The 23,652-nt window shown below is 70.0% G+C and carries 18 protein-coding genes; 10 read left to right on the forward strand and 8 right to left on the reverse strand.

What is annotated here, in order from left to right; translation table 11 throughout:
- The first annotated feature begins 276 nt into the window (after positions 1-276).
- From ACWIE7_RS05725 to ACWIE7_RS05750, 6 genes are read left to right on the forward strand one after another with little or no spacing between them, the layout of a single operon-like run.
- A complete protein-coding gene (locus ACWIE7_RS05725; RefSeq protein ID WP_454068780.1) occupies positions 277-1,404 on the forward strand; it encodes a heme/hemin ABC transporter substrate-binding protein in 1,128 nt (375 codons plus the stop codon).
- Positions 1,401-2,528, forward strand: a complete 1,128-nt coding sequence (locus ACWIE7_RS05730; RefSeq protein ID WP_454058879.1) for a FecCD family ABC transporter permease — start codon at positions 1,401-1,403, stop codon at positions 2,526-2,528. The genes ACWIE7_RS05725 and ACWIE7_RS05730 overlap by 4 nt, the downstream gene beginning before the upstream one ends.
- Positions 2,525-3,394: a heme ABC transporter ATP-binding protein gene (locus ACWIE7_RS05735; RefSeq protein WP_452099084.1), complete on the forward strand. Its 870-nt coding sequence runs from the start codon at positions 2,525-2,527 to the stop codon at positions 3,392-3,394. The genes ACWIE7_RS05730 and ACWIE7_RS05735 overlap by 4 nt, the downstream gene beginning before the upstream one ends.
- The gene (locus tag ACWIE7_RS05740; RefSeq protein ID WP_454068781.1) at positions 3,391-4,842 is read left to right on the forward strand and encodes a hypothetical protein; all 1,452 of its coding nucleotides are present in this window, start codon (positions 3,391-3,393) and stop codon (positions 4,840-4,842) included. Before ACWIE7_RS05735 ends, ACWIE7_RS05740 begins: the two co-directional genes overlap by 4 nt.
- Positions 4,839-6,266 (forward strand): HtaA domain-containing protein, encoded by a 1,428-nt coding sequence (locus tag ACWIE7_RS05745; protein ID WP_454068782.1) that lies wholly within the window; start codon positions 4,839-4,841, stop codon positions 6,264-6,266. Before ACWIE7_RS05740 ends, ACWIE7_RS05745 begins: the two co-directional genes overlap by 4 nt.
- Before the next feature lies 1 nt (position 6,267).
- A complete protein-coding gene (locus ACWIE7_RS05750; protein WP_452099087.1) occupies positions 6,268-6,972 on the forward strand; it encodes a hypothetical protein in 705 nt (234 codons plus the stop codon).
- 157 nt (positions 6,973-7,129) lie between these two features.
- On the opposite strand, the gene ACWIE7_RS05755 is transcribed toward ACWIE7_RS05750, so the two are convergent.
- The 4 genes from ACWIE7_RS05755 to ACWIE7_RS05770 all read right to left on the reverse strand — a co-directional run bounded on the left by ACWIE7_RS05755 (position 7,130) and on the right by ACWIE7_RS05770 (position 10,915).
- Positions 7,130-7,822: a biliverdin-producing heme oxygenase gene (locus tag ACWIE7_RS05755; protein WP_454068783.1), complete on the reverse strand. Its 693-nt coding sequence runs from the start codon at positions 7,820-7,822 to the stop codon at positions 7,130-7,132.
- 158 nt (positions 7,823-7,980) lie between these two features.
- The gene (locus ACWIE7_RS05760) at positions 7,981-8,781 is read right to left on the reverse strand and encodes an HtaA domain-containing protein (RefSeq protein WP_452099089.1); all 801 of its coding nucleotides are present in this window, start codon (positions 8,779-8,781) and stop codon (positions 7,981-7,983) included.
- Between the two features lie 364 nt (positions 8,782-9,145).
- A complete protein-coding gene (locus tag ACWIE7_RS05765) occupies positions 9,146-10,294 on the reverse strand; it encodes a MalY/PatB family protein (protein WP_452099090.1) in 1,149 nt (382 codons plus the stop codon).
- 60 nt (positions 10,295-10,354) lie between these two features.
- Complete coding sequence (locus ACWIE7_RS05770; protein WP_454068784.1) at positions 10,355-10,915, reverse strand: hypothetical protein; 561 nt, start codon at positions 10,913-10,915, stop codon at positions 10,355-10,357.
- Between the two features lie 169 nt (positions 10,916-11,084).
- Between ACWIE7_RS05770 and ACWIE7_RS05775 the strand changes: the two genes are divergently transcribed.
- The 4 genes from ACWIE7_RS05775 (at position 11,085) to ACWIE7_RS05790 (ending at position 17,449) form a co-directional block, all read left to right on the forward strand.
- Positions 11,085-12,521, forward strand: coding sequence for an MFS transporter (locus ACWIE7_RS05775; protein ID WP_454068785.1), 1,437 nt, complete (start codon positions 11,085-11,087; stop codon positions 12,519-12,521).
- Complete coding sequence (locus ACWIE7_RS05780) at positions 12,518-14,674, forward strand: molybdopterin oxidoreductase family protein (RefSeq protein ID WP_454068786.1); 2,157 nt, start codon at positions 12,518-12,520, stop codon at positions 14,672-14,674. Before ACWIE7_RS05775 ends, ACWIE7_RS05780 begins: the two co-directional genes overlap by 4 nt.
- Positions 14,671-16,194 (forward strand): FAD-dependent oxidoreductase, encoded by a 1,524-nt coding sequence (locus tag ACWIE7_RS05785; RefSeq protein ID WP_454068787.1) that lies wholly within the window; start codon positions 14,671-14,673, stop codon positions 16,192-16,194. Before ACWIE7_RS05780 ends, ACWIE7_RS05785 begins: the two co-directional genes overlap by 4 nt.
- A gap of 88 nt (positions 16,195-16,282) precedes the next feature.
- Complete coding sequence (locus ACWIE7_RS05790) at positions 16,283-17,449, forward strand: uroporphyrinogen-III synthase (protein WP_454058581.1); 1,167 nt, start codon at positions 16,283-16,285, stop codon at positions 17,447-17,449.
- A gap of 230 nt (positions 17,450-17,679) precedes the next feature.
- On the opposite strand, the gene ACWIE7_RS05795 is transcribed toward ACWIE7_RS05790, so the two are convergent.
- The 4 genes from ACWIE7_RS05795 to ACWIE7_RS05810 all read right to left on the reverse strand — a co-directional run bounded on the left by ACWIE7_RS05795 (position 17,680) and on the right by ACWIE7_RS05810 (position 23,549).
- On the reverse strand, positions 17,680-18,108 hold the full coding sequence (locus tag ACWIE7_RS05795) for a nitrite reductase (NAD(P)H) small subunit (RefSeq protein WP_454068788.1): 429 nt from the start codon (positions 18,106-18,108) through the stop codon (positions 17,680-17,682).
- 118 nt (positions 18,109-18,226) lie between these two features.
- Positions 18,227-20,866 (reverse strand): nitrite reductase large subunit NirB, encoded by a 2,640-nt coding sequence (gene nirB / locus ACWIE7_RS05800; RefSeq protein ID WP_454068789.1) that lies wholly within the window; start codon positions 20,864-20,866, stop codon positions 18,227-18,229.
- 167 nt (positions 20,867-21,033) lie between these two features.
- Positions 21,034-21,783 (reverse strand): DUF3239 domain-containing protein, encoded by a 750-nt coding sequence (locus ACWIE7_RS05805; RefSeq protein ID WP_452099099.1) that lies wholly within the window; start codon positions 21,781-21,783, stop codon positions 21,034-21,036.
- Positions 21,784-21,881: 98 nt separating this feature from the next.
- Positions 21,882-23,549, reverse strand: coding sequence for a DNA repair helicase XPB (locus ACWIE7_RS05810; protein ID WP_454058578.1), 1,668 nt, complete (start codon positions 23,547-23,549; stop codon positions 21,882-21,884).
- Positions 23,550-23,652 lie beyond the last annotated feature (103 nt).

Consider the following 23,652-nt stretch of genomic DNA (forward strand, 5'->3'; position numbering starts at 1 on the left):
CTCCGGGGACGTGTTCCCCGGGGCGGCCGCCGTCGTCGGTCTTGTCGGCCTCACCGCGGTCGATTCGGCTTGCCACCGCAGTGCTGCAGACATTTCTCGCAGTGAAGTAGAGAGTTCGGGTGAGAAGGTTCCGGCTGGGCACCCGGTATGTGACCGGGGCTATCTTTTCGGTCGCGCAACGAACGGAAAGCGCTGTGAACTGCGGGTCTATAAATTAGGTAAGCCTTGGCGAACCTAGGTTAGGCTTGCCTCAATTCAAATGCTACTGTTCTGCCCATGCTCAGACAGCGCACAGGACCGGCTCGCGGAGCCGGCGCCCGCGGAACGTTTCGCCTGGCCGCAGCAGCGGTCCTCGTCGCCTCGCTGACCGCCTGCGGCGTCGCGGCCGGGGGCGGCGGAGACATGGCGAAGGTCTCCGGTATCCCGCTGGCCTCCGAGGTCACCGCGATCGATGATCCTCGTTCGTATCAGGGCGAACTATCTCTTCAGCTCGTCGACGACCCGGTGGCGCCGGTCGCGACCGACCCCGTGCCGCAGTTGCCGGCCGTGGTCACGGACAACCAGGGCACCGAGGTCGAGGTGGCCGACGTCTCGCGCATCCTGCCGTTGGACATCTACGGCACACTCTCGCGGATCGTCTACGAGCTGGGGCTCGGGGACAACGTCATCGGACGCGACGTCTCGTCCTCGTTCCCCGAGATCGCCGACCGTCCACTGGTCACGACCGACGGCCACCAGCTCAACGCCGAGGCGATCCTTGCGCTCAACCCCAGCGTAATCATCACCGACACCTCGCTCGGACCGTGGGATGTGGTGCTTCAGCTCCGGGACGCCGGAGTGCCCGTCGTCGTCGTCGACTCCCACCGTTCACCCGAGAACGTCGAGGCCCTCACCGAGGCTGTCGGCGCGGCGTTGGGCTTGCCCGACCAGGGGCGCGAGCTCGGCGCGCGGACCCGCGCGCAGATCACCGAGGCGGAGGAGTCGATCGCGACGATCACGCCGGACAGTGAAACCCGCCAGCTGCGCACCGTGTTCCTCTACGCCCGTGGCAGCGCCGGTGTCTACTACATGTTCGGCGAAGATAGCGGCGCCGACGCACTCATCACCGCCGCTGGCGGCTACGACGTCTCCTCGGAAGTCGGCTGGAAGGGCGCCAAGCCCGCCAACGACGAGGGGCTCATCGCCGCGCAGCCGGACGTGATCATCATGATGAACAAGGGCCTGGAGTCGGTCGGCGGAGTGGACGGGCTGCTCGAGAAGTTCCCGGCCATGGAACAGACGCCGGCCGGCGCGAACCGTCGGGTGATCTCGATGAACGACGACCTGCTGCTCTCGTTCGGCACCCGCACTCCGGCGGTGCTCAACGCGCTCGCCGTGGCGCTCTACGCCCCCGACGCGCTGTGACCGTCACCGAGGAGCGGCCCACCGCGGCACGCGCGGCGCGACGGTACACCACGGACGGTCCGGTCAAGGGGGCGGCGGGCTCGGCGAACCGGCTGCTCACCGGGGGACTCTTGGTTGCGGGCCTGCTGATTGCACTCCTGGTGCTCGCGGTGGTCGCCGCGGCCTCGGGGCAGCTCGCGATCCCGCCCGCGGAGGTGGCGTCGGGGTTCCTGCGGGGCCTCGGCCTGGACGTGGGGCCCGTCGAGAGCCACCCGCGCGCCGACGCGACGCTGTGGAGTGTGCGCTTCCCGCGTGTGGCGATGGCGATCGTCGTGGGGGCGGCCCTGTCCGTGGCGGGTGCGCTCATGCAGGGCGCGTTCGGGAACCCGCTCGCCGAGCCGAGTGTGGTGGGCGTGTCCGCGGGCGCCGCCGTGGGCGCCGCGTCCGCGATCGTGTTCGGACTGACCGCCTTCGGCGCGTGGACCAGTGTGCTGTGCGCGTTCGTGGCCGGCATCATCACCACGGCCGCCGTCTACCTTTTCAGCCGTAGTAACGGCCGGACGGAGGTCGTCACCCTCGTCCTGACCGGCATCGCCGTCAACGCGGTGGCCGGCGCCGCGCTCGCGTTCCTCATGTTCCTCGGCGACACCCAGGCGCGCGAGGAGATCGTGTTCTGGCAGCTGGGCAGCCTCAATGGCAGTCGGTGGGACCACGTGTTCGTGGTGGCGCCCCTGGCCCTGCTCGGGGTGCTGCTGGCCGCACGTCTGGCCCGCCCGCTCGACCTGTTGTCGCTGGGGGAGCGGCCCGCCCGCCACCTCGGCGTGAACGTGGAGCGACTGCGCATCTTCTCCATCGTGCTGGTGGGGCTGCTCACGGCCGCCGCCGTGAGTTTCTGCGGCATCGTCTCGTTCGTCGGACTGGTGGTGCCGCATCTGATCCGCATGGTCGCCGGCCCCGGGCACCGACTGTTGCTGCCGGCGTCCGCGCTGGGAGGGGCCGTCTGCCTGCTCGCCGCCGACATGGTGGCGCGCACCGCGGTCAATTACGCGGAACTGCCGCTGGGCATGGTCACCGCGGCGGTGGGCGGGCCGTTCTTCTTCTGGCTCCTCCACCGGACGCGCCGCACGGCAGGAGGCTGGGGATGAGTGCACAGGAAGCCCGGTCGCCGGTGCTTTCGGCGGAGGAGGTCACGGTTCGGATCGGCGGCCGGGTTCTGCTGGACAATGTTCGCCTGGATGTTCGCGCCGGCGAGGTGCTGGCGCTGGTCGGCCCCAACGGCGCCGGCAAGTCGACGCTGTTGGGCGTGGTCGCGGGCGACACGGAGCCCGCGTCCGGACGCGTCGTGGTGGACGGCCGGGACCTGCGCCAGTGGAAACTGGGGGACCTGGCGCGCCGCCGTGCACTGCTGACCCAGGCCAACTCGGTGGCGTTCCCGTTCACCGTGCGGGAAGTGGTGGCCATGGGCCGCGCCCCCTGGGCGGGGCATCCCGAGGGCGACGACGACGAGATGATCATCGACGAGTCGATCGCCGCCACCGACACCACGCATCTCTGCGACCGGACCTTCCCGACGCTGTCGGGCGGCGAGAAGGCTCGGGTGTCCCTGTCGAGGGCGCTGGCCCAGAGCACGGGCATCCTCCTACTGGACGAGCCGACGGCGGCCGTGGATCTGCGTCACCAGGAGCTCGTCCTGGGCCGGGCCCGCGATATGGCCGACGCCGGTGGCGCGGTGGTCGTGGTGCTCCACGACCTGGCGTTGGCGGCCGCGTGGTCGGACCGGATGGTGATGATCTCGAACGGTCGGGTCCGTGCGGAAGGGCCGCCCGCCTCGGTCCTCACCGCCGAGTTGATCGAAGAGGTCTACCACCAGGCGGTACTCATCCATCGGCACCCCGTGACCGGCGACCTGCTGGTCACGCCGGATCGACGCGGTCTGCGGCTGCCGGGATCCCAGGGGCTCGAGGTTCCTGTTCCCGATTCCGATCCCGCTCTCGTCAAGGAGTTCTCGTGACACACCCCAGAGTCCGTCCGGCGCAGGAACTGGCGCGCCGGCTCGTGGTGGCCGCCGTGGTGACGCTGTTCGGTGCCGGCATCCTGACCGTCGCGACCGCGGCGCCCGCGCAGGCCGCGGCCCGGTTGAGTGTGTCGAGCTCGCTGGGCGGTGCGGTCGCATCGAGTTCGGGTCCCACGACCTTCACCGTGTCCGGGTCCGGTTTCCAGGCCATCGACGGTGGCTTCGGTGGGGTGTACGTGGGCTTCGGCTGGGTCAACGGCTCCAGCTGGGGCCCGTCGAAGGGTGGAACCACCGGGAACGCCTACGACTACGTCCCCGACGATCAATCCAAGAACAACAAGGGCTATCAGGCGTTCGTGGCGTTCCCCGGCTCGTCCACGGCCGGGGAGGCCCAGGGCACGATGGGAAGTGACGGGTCGTTCCGGGTCCAGCTCACGGTTCCCGGCCCCACGTTCACCGGTGCCGGCGGCAAGCGCATTGACTGCCTCAAGATGACGTGCGGTTTCTTCACCTGGGGCGCGCACGGCGTGCGTAACGGGGCCAACGAGTCCTTCACGCCGGTGACGTTCCAGGGCGGGTCGGCACCGGCCGCCGACGAGGGGGCTGCGGCCCCCGCGGGCGAGGCGCCGGCAGCGCGGGCCGACAACGGCGGACAGTCCGGGCGCTCCGCCGCGGCCGGGCGGGCCTCGGGCCGGGCGCAGGGCTCGGTGTCGGTGCGAGGATCGGTTTCCTCGGGCTCCGCGGATGCCGGGGTGGGCCAGGCCAGCGGCGATGGTGACGCGGTCTCGCCTGAGGGCGAGGCCGCAGATGGCCCGGTGGACGCGACCGGCGGAACGCAACTGAGCGGGGCTGCCGTGGTGGAGGTCGACCGCAAGTCGGCCCGCCCCGGTGGTGCGATGGGCTTCGCCGCTGCCGGCTTCTGGCCGGGGGAGCAGGTGTACGTGGTGCTCGGTGAGGGAGACGCGGCGGTCGGCCCTGTGATCGCGGGCGTCGACGGCGAGGTCGCCGGCGTGATCGTTCTGCCCGAGGATCTCGAGCCGGGCACCCATGAGATTCGCGCGGCCGGTGCCGGATCCGCCCTGGAGGCCGAGGAGCGGTTCCCTGTCCGGGTGGCCATCGCCCCTGCGGCATCGTCCTCGGGGCTGCAGAGCTCGTTCAAGTGGATCTTCCTCGCACTGGCGGCGCTGATGTTGCTCGCAGTGGGCGCGTTGGTCATCAAGCGTCGCCAGGCGGCGGCCGATTCCGAGTCGCCGGATGGCGACAACGATGACGACGACAACAACGCCTCCGACCCGGATCTCCACACCAGGCCGGACGGCAGTCCCGAGGCTGCAGGCTCTGCATACGAGGCGTATCCGCCCACGTCGACCCCGTTCCCGCACCCGGCGATGGCCGGCGGCGCCGACAACTCCACGACCGAATTCGAGAAGAAGGATCTGCGATGAACCGGCAATCACAGTCGGCCCTTCGGCACGGCTTCGCCCTGGCAATGGTGCTTGCGCTGGTGCTGAGCGTGCTGCTCGGTGCCCCGCTCGCCCGGGCTCAGGACGGTGGTGACGGCACCTCAGCCTCTGAACTGAAGCTGGAAAACGCCGAACTCCGATGGGGACTGAACCGTGAGAGTGCGGGAATAAAGAACTTCATGGGTCACAACTTCTTAACCGCCGGAGATGCCACCGAGGTCATCAAGGGTGAGGCTGATCGCATCACCGCGACGGAGTGGAAAAACTCAGAAGGTGAAGTCCAGATCGAGAAGACCCCGGGGATCAAAGCCAATTGGCGCGATGCTGCTCCGGACAGTAAGACTTCGTCCGAAATGCAGTTCGTCTTCACGGGCGGGGAGGGAACCGTTGATCCGGACCAACAGACCGCTTCAGTGAAATGGACTGGAACTGCAAGCGTAATCTATTACTCGGGAATGTCTTTTTTCACAATTAGCGATCCGGAGTTGAAGATTGAAAAGGGGCGCGCAAAGCTGTCCGCAACCCTGGGCGGGGTGGCGTCGAGCCGAGATGGCGGGGTATGGAACCCCCTTCCTGACGAAGCTGGCGTTACGATAGCTGAACTTTCGTTAAAGGACTTGTTCAAAAAGGAGTCCGGGTTCTCGGTCGAGCCAGAATACTTTGGTGTCGTCTATTCTGCGGGCAACCAAACAGGCGGAGATTCCTTTGGGTCATTTCCGCCGGATTTTGTCGATTTCCTGCAGGAGGTCGGGATCGGCGACTACTTCTACTCGACAGGTCTGTCTGCCGATCCACGTAAGCCACCGTTGCCGCTCACAGTTAGCTGGGATTCAGACGACCGGACCGACATCGATGACGGCGGCAGCTCCAAGGGCATCCTCGGCCAGGTCTTCGACGACACGGTTGAGGACATCCTCCGCTCGGCCGGAACCGACGTCTCCGACACCGCCGCCGCCTGGATGGACGAGGCATGGAAGCCGCTCCAGCCAGGCGCGGCCAACGCTGACCAGGGGGCTCAGGGCGCCTGGGGTGAGACCGCGGTGGTCGACTCCACCGTTGACAGCGAGCTGGTGGTGGACGAGGAGTTCGCGTACGAGTACGAGGAGTACTACAGCGCTGGAACCCCGATGACCGCCGGCACGGTGGGCGCAGTGGCCGCGAACTCGAGCGGTGGTTCCGCTGGGGGCAGCACCCCCGCGGCGGCGAGCGCGGCGCCTACTTCTGTCGCGGACCCGGGCACCATGCCGGTCGCTGCGAACCTGCCGCTGACCGACGTCGTCTACTCCAACACTTCCGCCTCGTCAGACGCGGGAAACACCCTCCCACAGTGGCAATGGTGGGTCGGTGGGGTCCTGCTCGCGCTCGCGGCAGGCCTCTTCTACCAAGCAGTTCTCAGAAAGGACTGATGTGAAGTCTTCCTCCGATAGGTTCGCCCGCGCAGCTCGGCGGAGCACCGCGCTCGGCGCCGCCGCGTTGATTGCTGGCGTCGCACTGGCCCCCGCGGCCAACGCCGACAACGCGACCACCGGCACACTGGCGGACACGCTCCTGCAGATCATCGCCTCCGCCTCCGCGGCGGGCTCCGGCGAGGCCCCACAGGACGAATCTCAGCAGGCAGAGGGTCCGCGGGTGACCCTCTCGCAGTCGGTGATCAGCGCGAACGGCGAGCACGAGATCACCGTCACCGGGACTGGTTTCAAGGACGATTCGGTCGTAGGGGCCCGGCCGCCGCTCGCAGGCAAGGCCCCCGGTGTCTACGTGATCCTTGGTAAGTTCGCCGACGAGTGGAAGCCGTCCGAGGACGCAGCCTCCTCCGCTCGAAAGATCATCACGCAGCATTGGGCCGTCAACGCCGAGGACGTCGAGACAATCGGCGGTGCCGAGGACGGCGCGATCGTGCTGGGCGCCGACGGCAGCTTTACCGCGACCTTCACGGTGTCCAAGGCGCTTGTCGAGGACAAAGCTGGCGACGCTAACGGCAATCTCGGGATCTACACCTACGCAGGCAGTGGCGCGAAGCACGCAGCGTGGGAGACCTATCAGCCGATCAGCTTCGCCGAGCCCGCGACCAGTCCGCTCGGCAGTCTGACAGGGCTGTTCCCCATCTTCTGACCGGGACGCCGGTCAGATCGCACTCGGCCCCGACACCTCCTGAGTTGGTGTCGGGGCCGTGGTGTCTCTGCAGATAGTGGGTGGTGAAGGAACCAAGTACGACGACGACAACGCCCCGGGGCCGCTCACCGGACCCGGGGCGTTGCCTCGCGAAGCGTCACTTGACGCCGGCGGCCTCCAGGTCGAGGAAGATCCGGTGATTGAGGTCGAAGGCGCGGGTGGCGGCGTCGAGCGCCTCCTGTCGGTCCTCGTCGCTCAACGGGAGCGAGTTGAGCGCGCTGCGGTAGTTGTCCTTGTAGACCTTGGGCTTATCGATGTCGAACTCATAGAAGCTCAGTCCGTCCTCGAGCCCGTAGTGGCGGCGGACCATGGTCTTGATGATCTGCCCGCCCGACAGGTCGCCGAGGTAGCGGACGTAGTGATGCCCTATCAGCGCGGCCGCGTTGCCGGCGCATGCACTCAGTTCGGTCACGTAGTCCTCGACGGCGGGCACGATTGCCTCGAATGTGCGGCCCTCGACCCGATGGAACTCAAGGTCAGCTCGCAGCGCCGCCGTGCGGTCGAGCCGAGAATCGAGAATCGGTGTGATTCTTGGATCTGGGCCGACGTCTCGGCACGCGTTCTCCAGTGCCTCATAAACGAGCAGCGACTGCCGAAGGAGGGCCACCAGGCCGACCGGCGAGCCTTCCCCGCCCATCAATCGCGTGATGAAGGTGGCTGTCTCGGCGCGCTCATGTGCGTCCATCGTGGAATCGTGAAGCGCGGCGGACAGGGGGGCGGGAATTGTGGTCTCCATTGATTCTCCATGCTGGTGAGGTTTGCCTAATGAGAGTACTTCATCGGCGGCCATGAATCCATAGCGAAATTGCCGGTCGGAATCGTCGATCGACGGGTGTTCAGACAATATGGATCGGCCTCCGAATGGGGTGAATCCTCTCTCGAGTCCACTCCTCATTCGGAGGCCGTTCTAATTCGCGCGGAAAAGCGCGTTACGTCATTCGTCAGGCGTCAGAATCCAAGTGATCCGAAGATGGTGCCGAGCGAGCCGAAGATTCCGCCGCCGTTGTTGTCATCGCCGTCACCGTCGTTATCGCCACCGCCGTTATCGTCGCCGCCCGGCTCGGTGGTGCAGGACTCGGTCACGTTGAGGACGAGGGTGACATTGTCGACCTCCGCGCCCGCGCCGTAGAAGTCGCCCATCGCATCGTTGAGCTCTGCCGAGAGTAGGGCGTTGGTAGTCGTCACTGTGACCTCGCCGGCCCGCGTGAAGTCCTGGGCTGCATCGAGCGAGAAAGTAGCGCCGGTGCTCTGGGTGCCCTCGACCCACTCGAAGGGCGCCGTGGGGGTGAATCCCTCGGGCTTCTTGGCACGGTAGTCCACCTTGATCTCGCCGGCTGTGCCGTTGATCGCAACAGTGGGGTTGGACAGGGTCGTGTCCAGAACGTTCTCATGCCCGTGCATCCGGACGCTTCCGGTCCCGGAGGCCGAGGCGGAGCCGTCCTCGCCGATGGTGCCGGCTCCGTCGGCGATCGGCCACACGAACTGTCCGTCAGCGCCGCGCTCGCTGCCTTCGAAGGTGGTCCCGTCCAGCTCCCAGCCGCCGTGGGCAATCGGGCCAGCGAGGTAGCTGCGGAACGACTGCTTGACGCCCCACTTTATGGCGCCGCCATCGACGGAGTAGGTCACGTCCTCGGGGGCACAGGTGGCATCGTCAGCGACGGCGACGGCGGGGATGGCGAGAGCGGACAGGCCCATGAGGGCGGCCGAAGTCAGTGCGACGGCGCCGGAGCGAGAGGCGGAGCGGAGCATGGATGGATCCTTCGTGTTGGTCGTACCGGGCATCCGATGCGCCCGGATCGGCAACCTCAACTGAGGCGAGCCTAACCTTATCCATAGAAGGGGAGCCTAACCTTAACTAGCGATGTGCGATTTGCGACACATGGCGGTCTGGGCGGGGCGCATCCACGCGGGCCGAGAGATCGATTCGGTCGGCGTTTTGGCAGGTGGTCGGCATGAAACCCGCGCAGGAACGGACCGGCAGAGGAACCGGCCGCTGTCGAGAAAGATCCGCAGAAGTTACTCAACAGGGAGTTGCGAAAAAGTTGAAACTCTCGCGAATCCTGTTGAAGAATCTCCGTGCGAGCGGGCGCGGTGGCTGGGTGGTGGTGGCGGGTCAGTGGGCGGCGGCGACGCGCCCCATCCTCACGAAGGCTTCCGTGAGGATCTCCTCGGAGCACGCGAAATTGATGCGAACGAAGCCCTTGCCCTGGGCGCCGAACGCGGGCCCGGGGCTCAGCGCCACGCGGGCCTCGTCCAGGAAAAGAGCGGCCGGGTCGTCGCCGAGGCCCGGGTACGCGCGCAGGTCGATCCACGCCACGAATCCGGCGTCGGGCCGACGCCACCGGGCGCGGGGCAGGTGCTCGGCCAGCAGCCGCTCCATGAGGTCCAAGTTCGAGGCGAGCGCCGCCCGCATCTCGTCCAACCAGTCGAGGGAATCCACCAGTGCCGCCTCGCCGGCCAGCGCGCCGAAATGCCCGACCGCGCCCGACAGTGCCGAGCGCGGGACCGCGAACTTGCCGGGATTCCCGTTGATCACGAACGCGCACTTGAGCCCCGCCAGGTTGAACGCTTTGGACGCCGACGAGATGGCCAGCCCCACCTCGCGGGCGGTCTCGGACACTGCGAGGAACGAGCGGAAATCGACCCCGGGCATGGCCAGCGGTGCCCAGATCTCATCCGAGACCACCACGGCGTCGTACCGCGCGGCCAGGTCTGCGAGCTCGGCCAACTCGGCATCGGAGTGCAGCACGCCGGTGGGATTGTGCGGGTGGCTCAGCAGCACGGCACGTGCGCCATCGGCCAGGGCCCGCTCGATGCCGGGGAGATCGAGGCGGGGGTTGTCGTCGTCGTGGTCGATCAGCGGCACCGCCACCGGCGACATCCCCACCCGCCGGATCCACGGCCCGAACGGCATGTACACCGGCGGCGTGTACACGACGCCGGCGCCCACCGGCAGGGTCCGCGCCAGCGTCTCGCGCACCCCCACGCCCACGTCGTTGACCGGCACCACGGTCTCCTCGGGCACCTCGTAACCGAACCGCGAGTAGAAGCGCGCGCAGACCCCGGCGAACCGTTCGATCTCGGTGAAGTACCCGGTGTCCCCGTCGGCGACCGCGGCGGTCAGACGCTCCTGAATGGCGGGCGCGAGAAGCACGTCGGTCTCCGCCACGAACAGCGGCAACACGTCCTCCGGATAGGCCTGCCACTTCTGACTCCGCCGGTTGCGCAGCACGGACTCGGGAACATCCAGGGGAAATGGCACGTGGGGTCCTTTCGACCGGGGCGGGCAGGACCTCCAGGCTAGTTGCCGGTTCGCGGTCCGTCAGCTTCCGGGAATCACGCCCGGTGCCACCCACACGTCCGCGTCGTTGTACGGGCTGCCCAGCGGCATCATCGTGGAGTAGGTGGTCCCGGACCCGGTGGGGATGAAGATCCCGCCGGAGGTGTAGTCCCAGCCGTTGTCGATCGCGATCTGGTACCCGGCCCGGTAGGCGGCTCGCCCCCACGGGTCCGACGACCCGTTCCAGGCGTCGCTGAACAGGGAGAACCGTCGCAGTTCCACCGCCTGGCCGACTGGGCTGACCTGCCAGCAGCGGGTGCCGGGGACGGCCCAGTACCCGTCACACCACGCCGGTGAGTCGGCGGGGTCGTGCGACACCACCCGCATCGGAGTGGAGCCGAGCTGCCAGAACCCCGGATCGTCGAGGCCGACGGTGGCCTGGGTGCCCACATACTGCGCATCGGCGGGGATCGGTGCGGGCGGCGGGAAGGGTGGGCCCATCAGATCGGCCGGCTGCCCGGAGGCGGCGGGGGCGAGGCCCACCGCGAGGGCGAAGGCGGCGGCAGCGGTGCCGAGGGCGCGGGGTGTGAACCGTGGAGACATGTCCCCAGTCCACCACGACGGCGGCCCCCTCACGGCCCGAACGCGTCCAGGTGAGCACACCGTGACGGCGCCGTCATCGCCCGTATCGCCGGGGAAACAGCGGCTCCCTACTGTCAGCGGACACAGCGCGCCGGGACAGGCGCCGACGACGAGCGGGAGGGGTTGCGACATGACGCGTTCACACGTCATCGGGAACTGGGATCCGGAGGACACCGGCCAATGGGAGGCGGGCGGGCGGCGCATCGCCATGCGCAACCTGCGTTGGTCGGTGTTCGCCGAGCACGTCGGCTTCTCCGTGTGGACGCTGTTCGCCGTGCTGGTGCTGTTCATGCCCGAGGACGTCTACGGCCTCGGCGCCGCGGACAAGTTCCTCGTCTCCGCGGTGGTCACCCTCACCGGCGCGGTGTTGCGAATCCCGTACACGCTGGCCACGGCGGTGTTCGGCGGCCGCAACTGGACCATGTTCTCGGCGTTCGTGCTGCTCATCCCGGCCACGGCGATGCTGTGGATCATGGCCAACCCGGGCCAGCCGCTGTGGGCGTACCTGGCGGCCGGCGCGATCGCTGGCCTGGGCGGCGCCAACTTCGCCTCCTCGATGACCAACATCAACGCCTTCTTCCCCCAGGGCCAGAAGGGCTGGGCGCTGGGCCTCAACGCCGGCGGCGGCAACCTGGGCGTGGCGACGATCCAGGTGGTGGGGCTGATCGTGATCGCGCTGGCGGGTAACCGGTCGCCGCACTGGGTGATCGGCCTGTACCTGCTGCTGTTGGCGGTCGCGGGTATCGGCGCGGCGCTGCGGATGGACAACCTGCCGCACCAGCCGGTCGACGTGCAGTCCATGAAGGACGTCGCGCGCGACCGGGACGGCTGGGTGCTCTCACTCCTCTACATCGGCACCTTCGGCTCGTTCATCGGCTTCAGCTTCGCCTTCGGCCAGATGCTCACCATGACGTTCATCGGTAACGGTCAGACCCCGGGCCAGGCCGCCCTCCACGCCGCCCAGCTCACCTTCCTCGGCCCGCTGCTCGGCTCGCTCACCCGAATGGGCGGCGGCCGGCTGTCGGACCGGCTCGGCGGGTCGCGCGTGACGTTCTGGACGTTCTGCGCGATGGCCGTGACCACCCTGGCGCTGGTGTACACATCGACGCTGCAGGCGGGCGGCGACGGCACCCTGTCGGGTGGCGCGCTGGTCCTTTTCTTCGCTGCGTTCCTGACGCTGTTCGCACTGACCGGGGTGGGAAACGCCTCGGTGTACACGATGATCCCGGCGGTGTTCGAGGCGCGCAGCCGCGGCCTCGGACTGGTCGAGTCCGAGCGAGCCGCGTGGTCGCGAGCGCACGCCGGCGCGTTGATCGGGGTCGCCGGGGCGGTGGGTGCGCTCGGCGGATTCGGCATCAACATGACGCTGCGCGCGTCCTATCAGGCGTCGGGGTCGGCCACGACGGCGTTCGGGGTGTTCGCGGCGTTCTACGTGATCGCCGCGCTGGTCACCCGGGCCGTGTACCTGCGCCGGCCCGGGGTGGGCGAGGTGCCGATAACGATGACGACGACGACGCCGTCGACCGGGTCCCCGTTCGCCGGCGACGAACCGGCGGCGATTCGATGACGCGAATCGCGGAGCTGCCGACCACTCCCACCGAGCACACCCACTGCCCGTACTGCGCGCTGCAGTGCGCGATGACGGTCAACCCGCCCGCCGGGCACGCGCCCGCCCAGGTGAGCCCGGCGTGGTTCCCCACCAACCGCCGTGGGCTCTGCCGCAAGGGGTGGACGGCGGCCGAGTTGCTCGACCACCCCGACCGGATCACCACCCCGCTCGTGCGCGTGGGCGGTGAGCTCGAACCCTGCGACTGGGACACCGCGCTCGAGCGGGTCGCGGACGGCATCCGCCGTGCGCAGGCGACCGGCGGCCCGGACAGAGTGGCCGTCTTCGGCGGCGGCGGGCTGACCAACGAAAAGGCCTACCAGCTCGGCAAGTTCACGCGACTCGCGCTGGGCAGCCGGCTGATCGACTACAACGGCCGCTGGTGCATGTCGAGTGCTGCTGCCGCCGCCAACCTGAGCTTCGGCCTGGACCGGGGACTGCCTTTCCCGGTGACCGACCTTTCCCACGCGCGGGCCGTGCTGCTGATCGGCGCGAACCCCGCCGACACCATGCCGCCGTTCCTCCAGCACCTCGACGGCGCGGCCGCCGCCGGTGGCCTGGTGGTGGCCGACCCGCGGCTCACCGCGACCGCCCGGCGGGCCCTCGACGGCGGCGGGGTGCACCTTCGTCTGCGACCGGGCACCGACGCGTCGCTGCTCCTGGGGTTGCTGCACCTCGTCGTCGTCGGCGGACACCTCGACCCCTCCTACATCGCGGCACGCACCAGCGGCTTCGACGAGGCGTGGGGCCACGCTGCCGCGTGGCTTCCGGAGCGCACCGAACGGGTGACCGGCGTATCCGTGGCACAGCTCGAGCGGACCGTCGCGCTGCTCGCCGAGGGGAAACGGGACCACGGCGACCCGGCCTGCAGTGATCAGCGCTGCGACGCGCACGGCGGTTCATACGTCCTCACCGCGCGCGGTGCGGAACAGCACGCGGACGGCAGCTCCGTGGTGAGCGCGGCGATCGCGCTGGCGCTGGCGCTCGGACTACCGGGACGGCCCGGCAACGGATATGGCACGCTCACCGGGCAGGGCAACGGGCAGGGCGGCCGCGAGCACGGGCAGAAGGCCGACCAGCTGCCCGGATACCGGTCGATCACGGACCCGGCTGCCCGCGCGCACGTCGCCGACGTGTGGGGCGTGGACTCAGCGGAGATCCCGGGGCCGGGGTTGTCCGCATTCGAACTGCTCGACTCGCTCGGTACGCCCGGAGGGCCCTCGGCGATGCTGCTGCACGCCTCCAACCCGGTGGTCTCGGCGCCCGATGCGGACCGGGTCGTGGCCCGGCTGCGGGCGCTCGACACCTTGGTGGTGGCCGATTTCGTGCTCTCGGAGACCGCGGCGCTCGCTGACGTGGTGCTGCCGGTGACGCAGTGGGCCGAGGAGGAGGGCACACTGACCAATCTCGAGGGGCGCGTGCTGCGCCGGCGCCGCACCGTCACCCCGCCGGCCGGGGCGCGTGACGAGCTGTGGATCTGGCACGAGCTCGCCCGACGGCTAAGCCGCGGGCCGGAGCGGTTCCCGGTCGACCCGCGGGAGGTGTTCGACGAGCTCGCCCGCGCCTCCGCCGGCGGTCCGGCCGACTACTCGGCGATCGACTGGGACCGGCTCGATGCCGGCGAGGTCCTTCACTGGCCCTGCGGCACCGACTCGCCCGGCGGCACCCCGCGGTTGTTTCTCGACCGGTTCGCCACCCCCGACGGCCGTGCCCGCTTCGCGCTGGACGGCGTGCGGCCACCCGCCGAGCCGCCGGATACCGAGTTCCCGCTGCTGGGGACCACCGGCCGGCTACTGGCGCACTACCAGTCCGGCGCCCAGACCCGGCGCGTGACCGAACTCGTCGCCGCCGAACCGCGGATGTGGGTGCAGGTCCACCCGGTGGTCGCGCGGGCGGCGGGCCTGGACGACGGCGATCCCGCGCAGGTGGTGTCCCGCCGGGGGAGCGTCCGGGCCGTCGTGCGCTGCGACGAGGACATGCGCACCGACACCGTGTTCCTGCCCTTCCACTTCGGCGGCGACGGGCGGGCCAATCGGCTCACCCTGCCCGAGCTGGACCCGCGGAGCCGGATGCCCGAGTTCAAGGTGTGCGCGGTCCGGTTGGAGGCGGCATGAGCGCGCCGACGAAGCCGCAGCCGCAGGTGCCGAAGCCGGCGCCGACGCAGGTACCGACGATGGCGCCGAAGTCGTTGCCGACGCCGCAGTCGCCGCCCACTCGGGTCGTGGTGGTGGGCGCCGGGATGGCCGCCGCGCGCCTCGCCGAGGAACTGCGTGCGGGGCAGCCGGACCCGCGCCGGCTGGCGGTGACTGTGCTCGGCGCCGAACCGGAGGAGCCGTACAACCGGATCATGCTCACCCAGGCCGTGATCGCCGACCGCGCCCACCTGGCCCAGCTCAAGCCCGCCGGCTGGTGGGCCCGCTCGCACATCGGAATGCGTACTTCTACGTCCGTTGTGGCGATCGATCGGGTGGTGCGTCAGGTCGAGCTCGCCGGCGGCGAACGCGTGGACTACGACCACCTCGTCCTGGCCACCGGCGCCGCGCCCCGGATCCCGCCCATCGACGGCATCCGCGGGCCCGACGGTCGGCTGGCCGCGGGAGCGTTCGTCCTCCGGGACGCCGCCCACTGCCGCGAGCTGATCGCCCATCTGGCCGCGCACCCCGGCCCGGTCGCCGTGGTCGGAGGGGGTTTCATCGGTCTGGAAGTGGCCTGCGCGCTGGCCGCGGCGGGCCACGACGTCGTCGTCGTCCATCCCCGCGCGTGGCCCATGAACGGGTGCCTCGACGCCGGCGCCGGCGCGGTCCTCGTCCGCGCCCTGGGCGCGCTGGGCGTGCGCGTGGTGACCGGGGCGCGCGCCAGCAGGTGGGAGGGGGCGTCGCTCGTGCTCGACGACGGCGAGGTCCGCTGCAGCACAGTGGTTCTGGCCACCGGGTCGGCGTCTCGTGCCGAGCTCGCGCTGGCGGCCGGGCTCGAGGTGGGCGACGGCGTGGTGGTCGACGACGAGCTGGCGACGAGCGACCCCGCGATCAGCGCGATCGGCGACTGCGCAGAGCACCGGGGAGTCGTGAGCGGGCTGGTGGCGCCGGCGTGGGACCAGGCGGTCGTGCTGGCCGCGCGGTTGACCGGCTCCGATCCGTCGGCGCGATACCTGGGCGCAGCGTCCGTGACCAGGCTCAAAGCCGACGGGATTGACGTGGTGGCCCTCGGCGAGCTGGCCCCCGACCCGGTCGCCGCCGACACGGCGGTCACCACCATCAGCGAACCCGCCCGCGGCCGCTACGCTCGCGTCGATGTGGCCGGCGGACGCATCGTGGGCGCGGTGCTGGTGGGGCATCCCGAGCCGGTCGGCGTGCTGACCCAGCTGTACGAGAGCGCGCTACCGGTGCCCGACGACGTGGTGTCGGTGGTTCTCGGTCGGGCCGAGGCGGTCTCGGCCGCGTCCCCGGCGACCATGCCCGCCGGGGCCGTGGTGTGCCGCTGCAACGGGGTGAGCAAGGGAGACCTCGTGGCGGCGTGGCGGGACGGCGTGCGGGACCGGGCCGGGCTGGCCGAGCGAACGCGCGCGGGGACCGGCTGCGGCGGATGCTCGTCGGCGGTCGAGGGGATCTGCGGGTGGCTGCGCGAGGCCGGCTGAACTCGCGCAACATGGCGGCTGAACTCGCGCAACAGGCCGGCGAGTCGGGTGAAACACGGCGGAAATACAGGTGGGCCATGATGGGGGCGTGACCGACGCAGATGACAACGCTTCCGAGCCCCGCCGACCCGCAGCCGACCCGGTTGGCGAGCAGCCGCTGCTGGGGCGCACCATCGCTGTCACCGCCGCGCGGCGGTCGTCGGAGCAGCGCACCCTCCTCGAGCGTCGCGGCGCGACCGTGCTGCACGCGCCCGCGATGCGGATGATCCCGGTCGCCGAGGACCAACTGGTCCGCGAGGCGACCGAGCGCACCTTGGCCGCCCCCGCCGACATCATGGTCCTGACGACGGCGGCGGGGGTGCGCTGGTGGATGCAGGTCTGCGAGGAGTGGGGCCTGGCGGACGACCTGCTCGAGCTGATGGGCCGGATCCCGCTGTACTCACGCGGACCCAAGACCACCGGCGCGATCCGGGCCGCGGGCCTGCGCGAACACGCCTCCGCCGCCAGCGAGGCCAGCCCCGAACTGCTGGAGATGCTGCTCGAACGTGGTGTTTCCGGCCAGACGGTCTGCGTCCAGGTGCAGGGCGCCGGCTCGGGATGGAACCCCATGTCCGTCCTGCTCGACGGGCTGCGGACGGCGGGCGCAGAGGTGATCGAGGTGCCTGTTTACCGCTGGGAGCTGCCGGAGGATCTCGACGCGCTGGACGATCTCGTGCGCACGATCGCGCGGGCGGGCGTCGACGGCGTGACGTTCACCGCGGCGCCGGCGGTCATCGCCGTGCTCGAGCGGGCCGGGGCGATGGGTATTCACGACGATCTGCTGGACGCGCTCAACGGGCCGGTCGCGGCGCTGTGCGTCGGCCCGGTGACCGCGGCCCCGCTGATCGAGCTCGGGGTGGACTTCACCGCGCCGGACCGGATGAGGCTCGGCTCGCTCATGCGTCACACGACCGAGGTGGTCGCCGAGCTGACGGCGCCGATCATTGTCGCCGGCCACGAACTGTCGGTCTGCGCGGCCGCTGTGCTGGTGGACGGCCGCCCGGTCGAGATGTCCCCGGCGCAGTTGGCGCTGATGCGGGCGTTGGCCCGCCGGCCGGGGGCGTGCGTGAGCCGCGCGGAGCTGCTGGAGGCGCTCCCTGGCGACGGAACGGATCCGCACGCGGTGGAGACCTCGATGGGCCGATTACGCCGGGCGCTCGGCGTCGCGGACATGGTGTCCACGGTGGTCAAGCGAGGCTATCGCCTGAACATCTGATCGGCCGCCCGGCGGAAGGTGCCCCCCGAGGTTTGGTGGCACCACTGCGAGGAGGGGCCGGTTTTTTCGCCGTGGTGTCGGCGAGAATCGCAGTGATGTCGTCAAGGTGGAGGGTCGGCGCTCGCACCCCGGGTTCACGGCGGAGAGGCAGCGTATCCGTAGCTGGATGCGCTGCCTCTCGGCCGTGGTGGGCGGCGGAGTTCAGGGCACCGCCGCCCAGGGGAAGCGGCTCAGGCCGCGATGGAATACCGGACGGCGGCCTCTATCGCGATGACCACCGTGCCGTCACTGGCCACCCGGGCCGGGAAGACCGAGATGCCGCGCGAGGGGTCGTCGAGTCCGCGACCGTCCGCCAGTGCGTAGGCCTGCTTGCCGATGGGCGAGATCACCGCGGGAACACCGGCGCGGTCGCCGACCAGGCCGCGGCTCATCACAGCGGCGCGCGCGACCGGGTCGATGTTGCAGAGGGCGTGAACCTCGCCGTCGACCAGGTACACCGCCACCTGGCGACCGTCGGGCAGCAGCGCGGCGACACCGCGCCCGCAGAGGAGGCGGTCGACCGGGCAGACCGGGATCTCGATGGCGTCGCGGTCGGCGCGGTCGGCGCGGTCGGCGGGGTCGGCGGACGCGGCGGTGATGCGGCGTAGGGAAGTGGTCATCGGGAGTCTCCTCGGGTAGTCGGGGGATCGAAAGTCAGCAGCGGGCGGCCATGGGGCGTGCGGCCACCGCGCGGGCGGCCGCGGCCCGGGTCGTCTCGGGCGGGAGCCGCAGGTCAGGTCAGGCGGGCGCCGGCATGGCGGGGGAGCCGAGCAGTACCGGCACCTTGCGGCCGCCGCGCTGTTCGAACTGCACAGTCGGGTCGGGCGCGCCGGGCGCGTTGACGAACGAGACGAACCTGCGCAGCTTGTCGGGGTCGTCCAGCACGGCCGACCATTCGTCCCTGTACCCGGCGACGTGTGCCTCCATCCGTCCCTCGAGTTCGGCGGCCAGGCCCAGGGAGTCGTCGCACACCACGTCGCGCAGGTGATCGATCCCGCCCTCGAGCGCCTCGAGCCACGGCGCGATGCGCTGCAGCCGCTCGGCCGTGCGGACGTAGAACATCACGGTCCGGTCGATGTATCGGATCAGCTGGTCGTCGGTGAGATCGCCGGCCAACAGGACCGCGTGGCGGGGCGTCGCGCCGCCGTTCCCACCGATGTAGAGGTTCCAGCCGGTCTCGGTGGCGATCACCCCGACGTCCTTTCCGCGGGCCTCGGCGCACTCGCGGGCACAGCCGGACACGCCCATCTTGATCTTGTGCGGCGCGCGCAGCCCGCGATATCGCGTCTCGAGCAGCACCGCCATGCCCACCGAGTCCTGCTGCCCGTACCGGCACCACGAGGTGCCCACGCAGCTCTTGACCGTGCGCAGCGACTTTCCGTACGCGTGCCCGGACTCCATGCCGGCGTCCACGAGCCGCCGCCAGATCGCGGGCAGCTCGTCGACGCGCGCGCCGAACAGGTCGATGCGCTGGCCGCCTGTGACCTTGACGTACAGGTCGTGGTCGCGGGCGATCTCTCCGATCACGATGAGCTGGTCGGCCGTCACCTCGCCGCCGGGCATCCGCGGTACCACGGAGTAGGTGCCGTTCTTCTGGATGTTGGCCAGGAAATGGTCATTGGTGTCCTGCAGCGAGGCCTGCTCGCCGTCGAGGACGTGGTCCGAACTGGTCGAGGCGAGGATCGACGCGACGGTGGGCTTGCAGACGTCGCAGCCGGCGCCGCGGCCGAACCGTTCGATCAGGCCGGCGAACGTCCGGATGCCGGTCACGGTGACGATCTCGAACAGCTCCGAGCGGGACTGGTCGAAGTGCTCGCACAGCGCGGTCGACTGTTCCACGCCCTCCGCCTCGAGCACCTGCCGCATCAGGGGCAGGCATGAACCGCACGAGGTCCCGGCGCGGGTGCACGACTTGAGCTCGGCGACGTCGCAGGCCCCGCCGCAGATCGCCTCGCGCAGGTCGCCCTTGGTGACCGCGTTGCACGAGCAGACCTGGGCGTCGTCGGGCAACGAGTCCACGCCCACCCCGTCCGCACCCGAGGAGCCAGGGGTGAGAAGAGAAAGGGGCGACGACGACGGCAACGCCCGCCCCAGCAACGGCTTGAGCAGCTGATACGGGCCCGCGTCTCCCACGAACACCCCGCCGAGCAGCGTCCGGGTGTCGGGGCCCAGAACGAGTTTGGAGTAGGTGCGGGCAACGGGATCGTCGACCTTCACCTCGAGGCTGCCCGGCGTGCGCGCGTGGGCGTCGCCGAAACTGGCCACGTCCACGCCCATCAGCTTGAGCTTGGTCGCGAGGTCGGCGCCCGTGAACTCGGGTCCGTCATCGGTGCCGTCGTCGGTGCCGGGCGCGTCGGGCCGGCTGCCGGCGGAGTGACCTTCAACCTCGCGGACGATGCGGGCGGCCGCGACCTCGGCGGAAGCGTAGCCGGGGCCGACCAGGCCGTAGCAGGTGCCCTCGATCGCCGCGCACTCGCCGATCGCCCACACCCGCGGGTCCGAGGTGCGGCACGCGCTGTCGGTGAGGATGCCGCCCCGCTCCGCGAGGGTCAGGCCGGCATCGCGGGCGAGTTCGTCGCGGGGCCGGATCCCGACCGAGAACACCACCACAGCGGCGTCGACGGTCTCCGTCCGGCCCTCAGTGGTCAGGTGGACGCGCAGTGCGTCGGCGCGGGTGGCGGCATCACTGCGGGTGTGGAGATCGTTGTCGTCGTCGTTGCGGTCATCCTGCTCGATCACCGTGTCGGTCACGCCCGGGTGCACGGTGATGCCGCGGTCGTGGATGAGGTCGCCCAGCAGCGCGCCGCCACGCGCGTCGACCTGCACCGACATGAGGCGATCGTTGCGCTCCACCACGTGCGGCGTCAGGCCGAGTTGGCTGAGCGCGTTGGCCGCCTCGAGTCCCAGCAGCCCACCACCGATCACCACGCCGTGGGCGCCGGGCCGAGCGCGTTCGGCGTCGGCGCGGAGGGCGTCGAGGTCGTCGAGCGTGCGGTAGACGTGGCATCCGGGCAGGTCATGACCGGGGACGGGCGGCACGAACGCGCGCGACCCGGTTGCCAGGACCAGGGTGTCGTAGGGCAGGCACTCGCCCGAGTCGAGCTCGACGGTCCGGGCGGCGCGGTCGATCGCGGTGACGAGCCGGCCGGAGCGGACCGTCACGCGCGGGTCGGCGCTGTGGAGGGCGTCCTCCATGTGGAGCGAGGGACGATCCCAACTGCCGATGTAGGCCGACAGCCCCACCCGGTCGTAGGCGGGGTCGGCCTCGTCGCCGATCACGGTGATGGCGACGTCCGCGTGGGCGTACCGCGTGCCGAGGGTGGAGACGAAGCGGTGGGAGACCATCCCGTGTCCGACGACGACAATGTGCTCGCTCATGTGTGGGTCCTCCTCCGGGCCTGTGCGGATCAGGCTAGGAAGACCGTGTTGCGCCGATGTGGCGCCCGATCACGGGTCCGTGACGTTCCGTTCACACCGCAGCGGGGCCGGGGTGAGGTAGGGACGGGTGGCGCGCGCGGGGGGCCACGTCGGCGTAGGTGTGACGTTCAGTCGAGCGGGAGCATCCGCGTGACCTCGGCAGAGACGTCCCCGACCTTGTCGACGTTCTGACGCAGCGTCTCCCACTCACCCTCGGGGATCTGCTTGGCGGCGTCGCGCCAGACGGCCTTGTCCGGGGTCGCCCACGCGACCGGCATGGGAGAGACGAACTGGTAGAGGTTGTCGCGCCCGCGGGCACTGCGGTTACCCACCACGGCGACGCAGGCCACGCGCTCGCCGACCTTCGACGGGATGCCCTCGATCGGTGCGCACGGCCTGGCCACCAGGACCGGGATCTTGCCGGCCGAGCGCTCGACCGCCTGGTCGGCCAGCGCCAGCAGGGTCACGCCACGCGGCCGGACCTCGGCGATCACTGCGGGGATCAGCTCGGAGGTGTCGTAGGTGGACTGTACCGAGCCCATGCGGCGGGGGATGTAGATGATCATCGCCAGGCAACCGATCGCGAACGCGATCGCAACCCCGCCCACGATCCAGCCCCACGCCGCCATTTCGGAATAGATGAGGACTCCGGCGCCGGCCGCCATGACGATCAGGCCCAGGATGGCGGCCGACCACTGCAGCCGCCGCACCTCACCGAGGTTCTGGTTGTGCTTGCGCGCCCAGGCGTCATCGACGGGGATCCGGGCGAGCCGGTACGTCTCGTGCGGGTTGCGCGGGGCGCCGCGCTTCTTGCTCGCCTTCGCGGGGCGGGCATTCTTGCTGGAGGTGTTCTTGCGGGCTTTACCGTCGGCGGCCATGCCCGCCAGTATCCCAGGCCCGGGATCGTCGGGGGATCGGGCGGGGTGCCCCGGTGGGCGAGGCCAGGGTTCCCCGGTGGGCGCCTCGGTCGAGCGGCTCAGCCGACCTCGGGGATGGGCGGGCCGAGGATGTCGTCCGCGTCGACGATCCGGTAGGCGTAGCCCTGCTCGGCGAGGAAGCGCTGCCGATGGGCGGCGTACTCGGCGTCGAGGGTGTCGCGAGAGACCACCGAGTAGAAGTGCGCCTGCCCGCCGTCGGACTTGGGCCTCAGCAACCGGCCGAGCCGCTGCGCCTCCTCCTGCCGCGAGCCGAACGTCCCCGACACCTGCACGGCCACGCTGGCTTCCGGCAGGTCGATCGAGAAGTTGGCCACCTTGGACACCACCAGCGTGGTGATCTCGCCGGCGCGGAATGCCGCGAACAGCTTCTCGCGCTCCTTGTTGGACGTCGAGCCCTGGATGACGGGCGCGTCGAGCTCCTCGCCGAGCTCCTCGAGTTGGTCCAGGTAGGCGCCGATGACGAGCGTCGGCGCACCGGCGTGATTGGCGAGGATCTTCTTGACCACGGGAATCTTGGTGCGCGCGGTCGAGCACAGCTTGTACTTGTCCTCGGCCTCGGCGGTCGCGTACAGCATCCGTTCGTTCTCGGTCAGGGTCACGCGCACCTCGACGCAGTCCGCGGGCGCGATCCAGCCCTGCGCCTCGATGTCCTTCCACGGGGCGTCGTAGCGCTTGGGGCCGATGAGGGAGAACACATCGCCCTCGCGCCCGTCCTCGCGGACGAGGGTCGCCGTGAGACCGAGACGACGACGAGACTGCAGATCCGCGGTCATTCTGAACACCGGTGCGGGGAGCAGGTGCACCTCGTCATAGATCATCAGTCCCCAGTCGCGGGAGTCGAAGAGCTCGAGCGCCCGGTGTACGCCCTTCGTCTTGCGGGTGATCACCTGATAGGTGGCGATCGTGACGGGGCGGATCTCCTTGCGCTCGCCCGAGTACTCGCCGATTTCGTCCTCGGTGAGCGAGGTTCGGGCGAGCAGCTCACGCTTCCACTGTCGGCCCGCGACCGTGTTGGTCACCAGGATCAGAGTGGTGGCCTTGGCCTTGGCCATCGCGGCGGCCCCGACCATGGTCTTTCCGGCGCCACAGGGCAGCACGACCACGCCCGAGCCGCCGGCCCAGAACGAGTCGGCGGCCATCTGCTGGTAGTCGCGCAGTTCCCACTGCTCCTCCTCGGTCGACAGCGCGATCTCATGCGCCTCGCCGTCGACGTACCCGGCGAGGTCGTCGGCGGGCCAGCCCACCTTGAGCAGTTCCTGCTTGAGGCGGCCGCGCTCGGAGGGATGCACGACCACGGTGTCGGCGTCGATGTCCGCTCCGAGCATGGGGGCGATCTTCTTGTGCCGCTTGACCTCGGCCAGCACCGCCGGATCGAGCGAGACCAGGGTCAGGCCGTGGACGGGGCTCTTGACCAGCTGCAGCCGGCCGTACCGGTCCATGGTCTCGGCGATGTCCACGAGCAGCGGCTGCGGCACGGGGAAACGCGAGTAGGTGATCAGCACGTCGACGACCTGCTCGGCGTCGTGTCCGGCGGCGCGTGCGTTCCACAGCGCCAGCGGGGTGATCCGATAGGTGTGCACGTGCTCGGGGGCGCGCTCGAGTTCGGCGAACGGCGCCAGCGCCTGGCGGGCGTCGGCGGCCTGATCGTGGTCGATCTCCAGCAGCACGGTCTTGTCGGACTGGACGATCAGCGGTCCACCACTCACTTCGGGCCTCCTCGATAACTCTCGCCGGGTCCGCGTGGGCCCGACCTATCCAGTGTCCTGGAAATCGCGGGACCGCGTCGGGGCCGACCGAATCGGCCTCCCG

The sequence above is a fragment of the Dietzia sp. NPDC055343 genome (genome assembly GCF_053645265.1).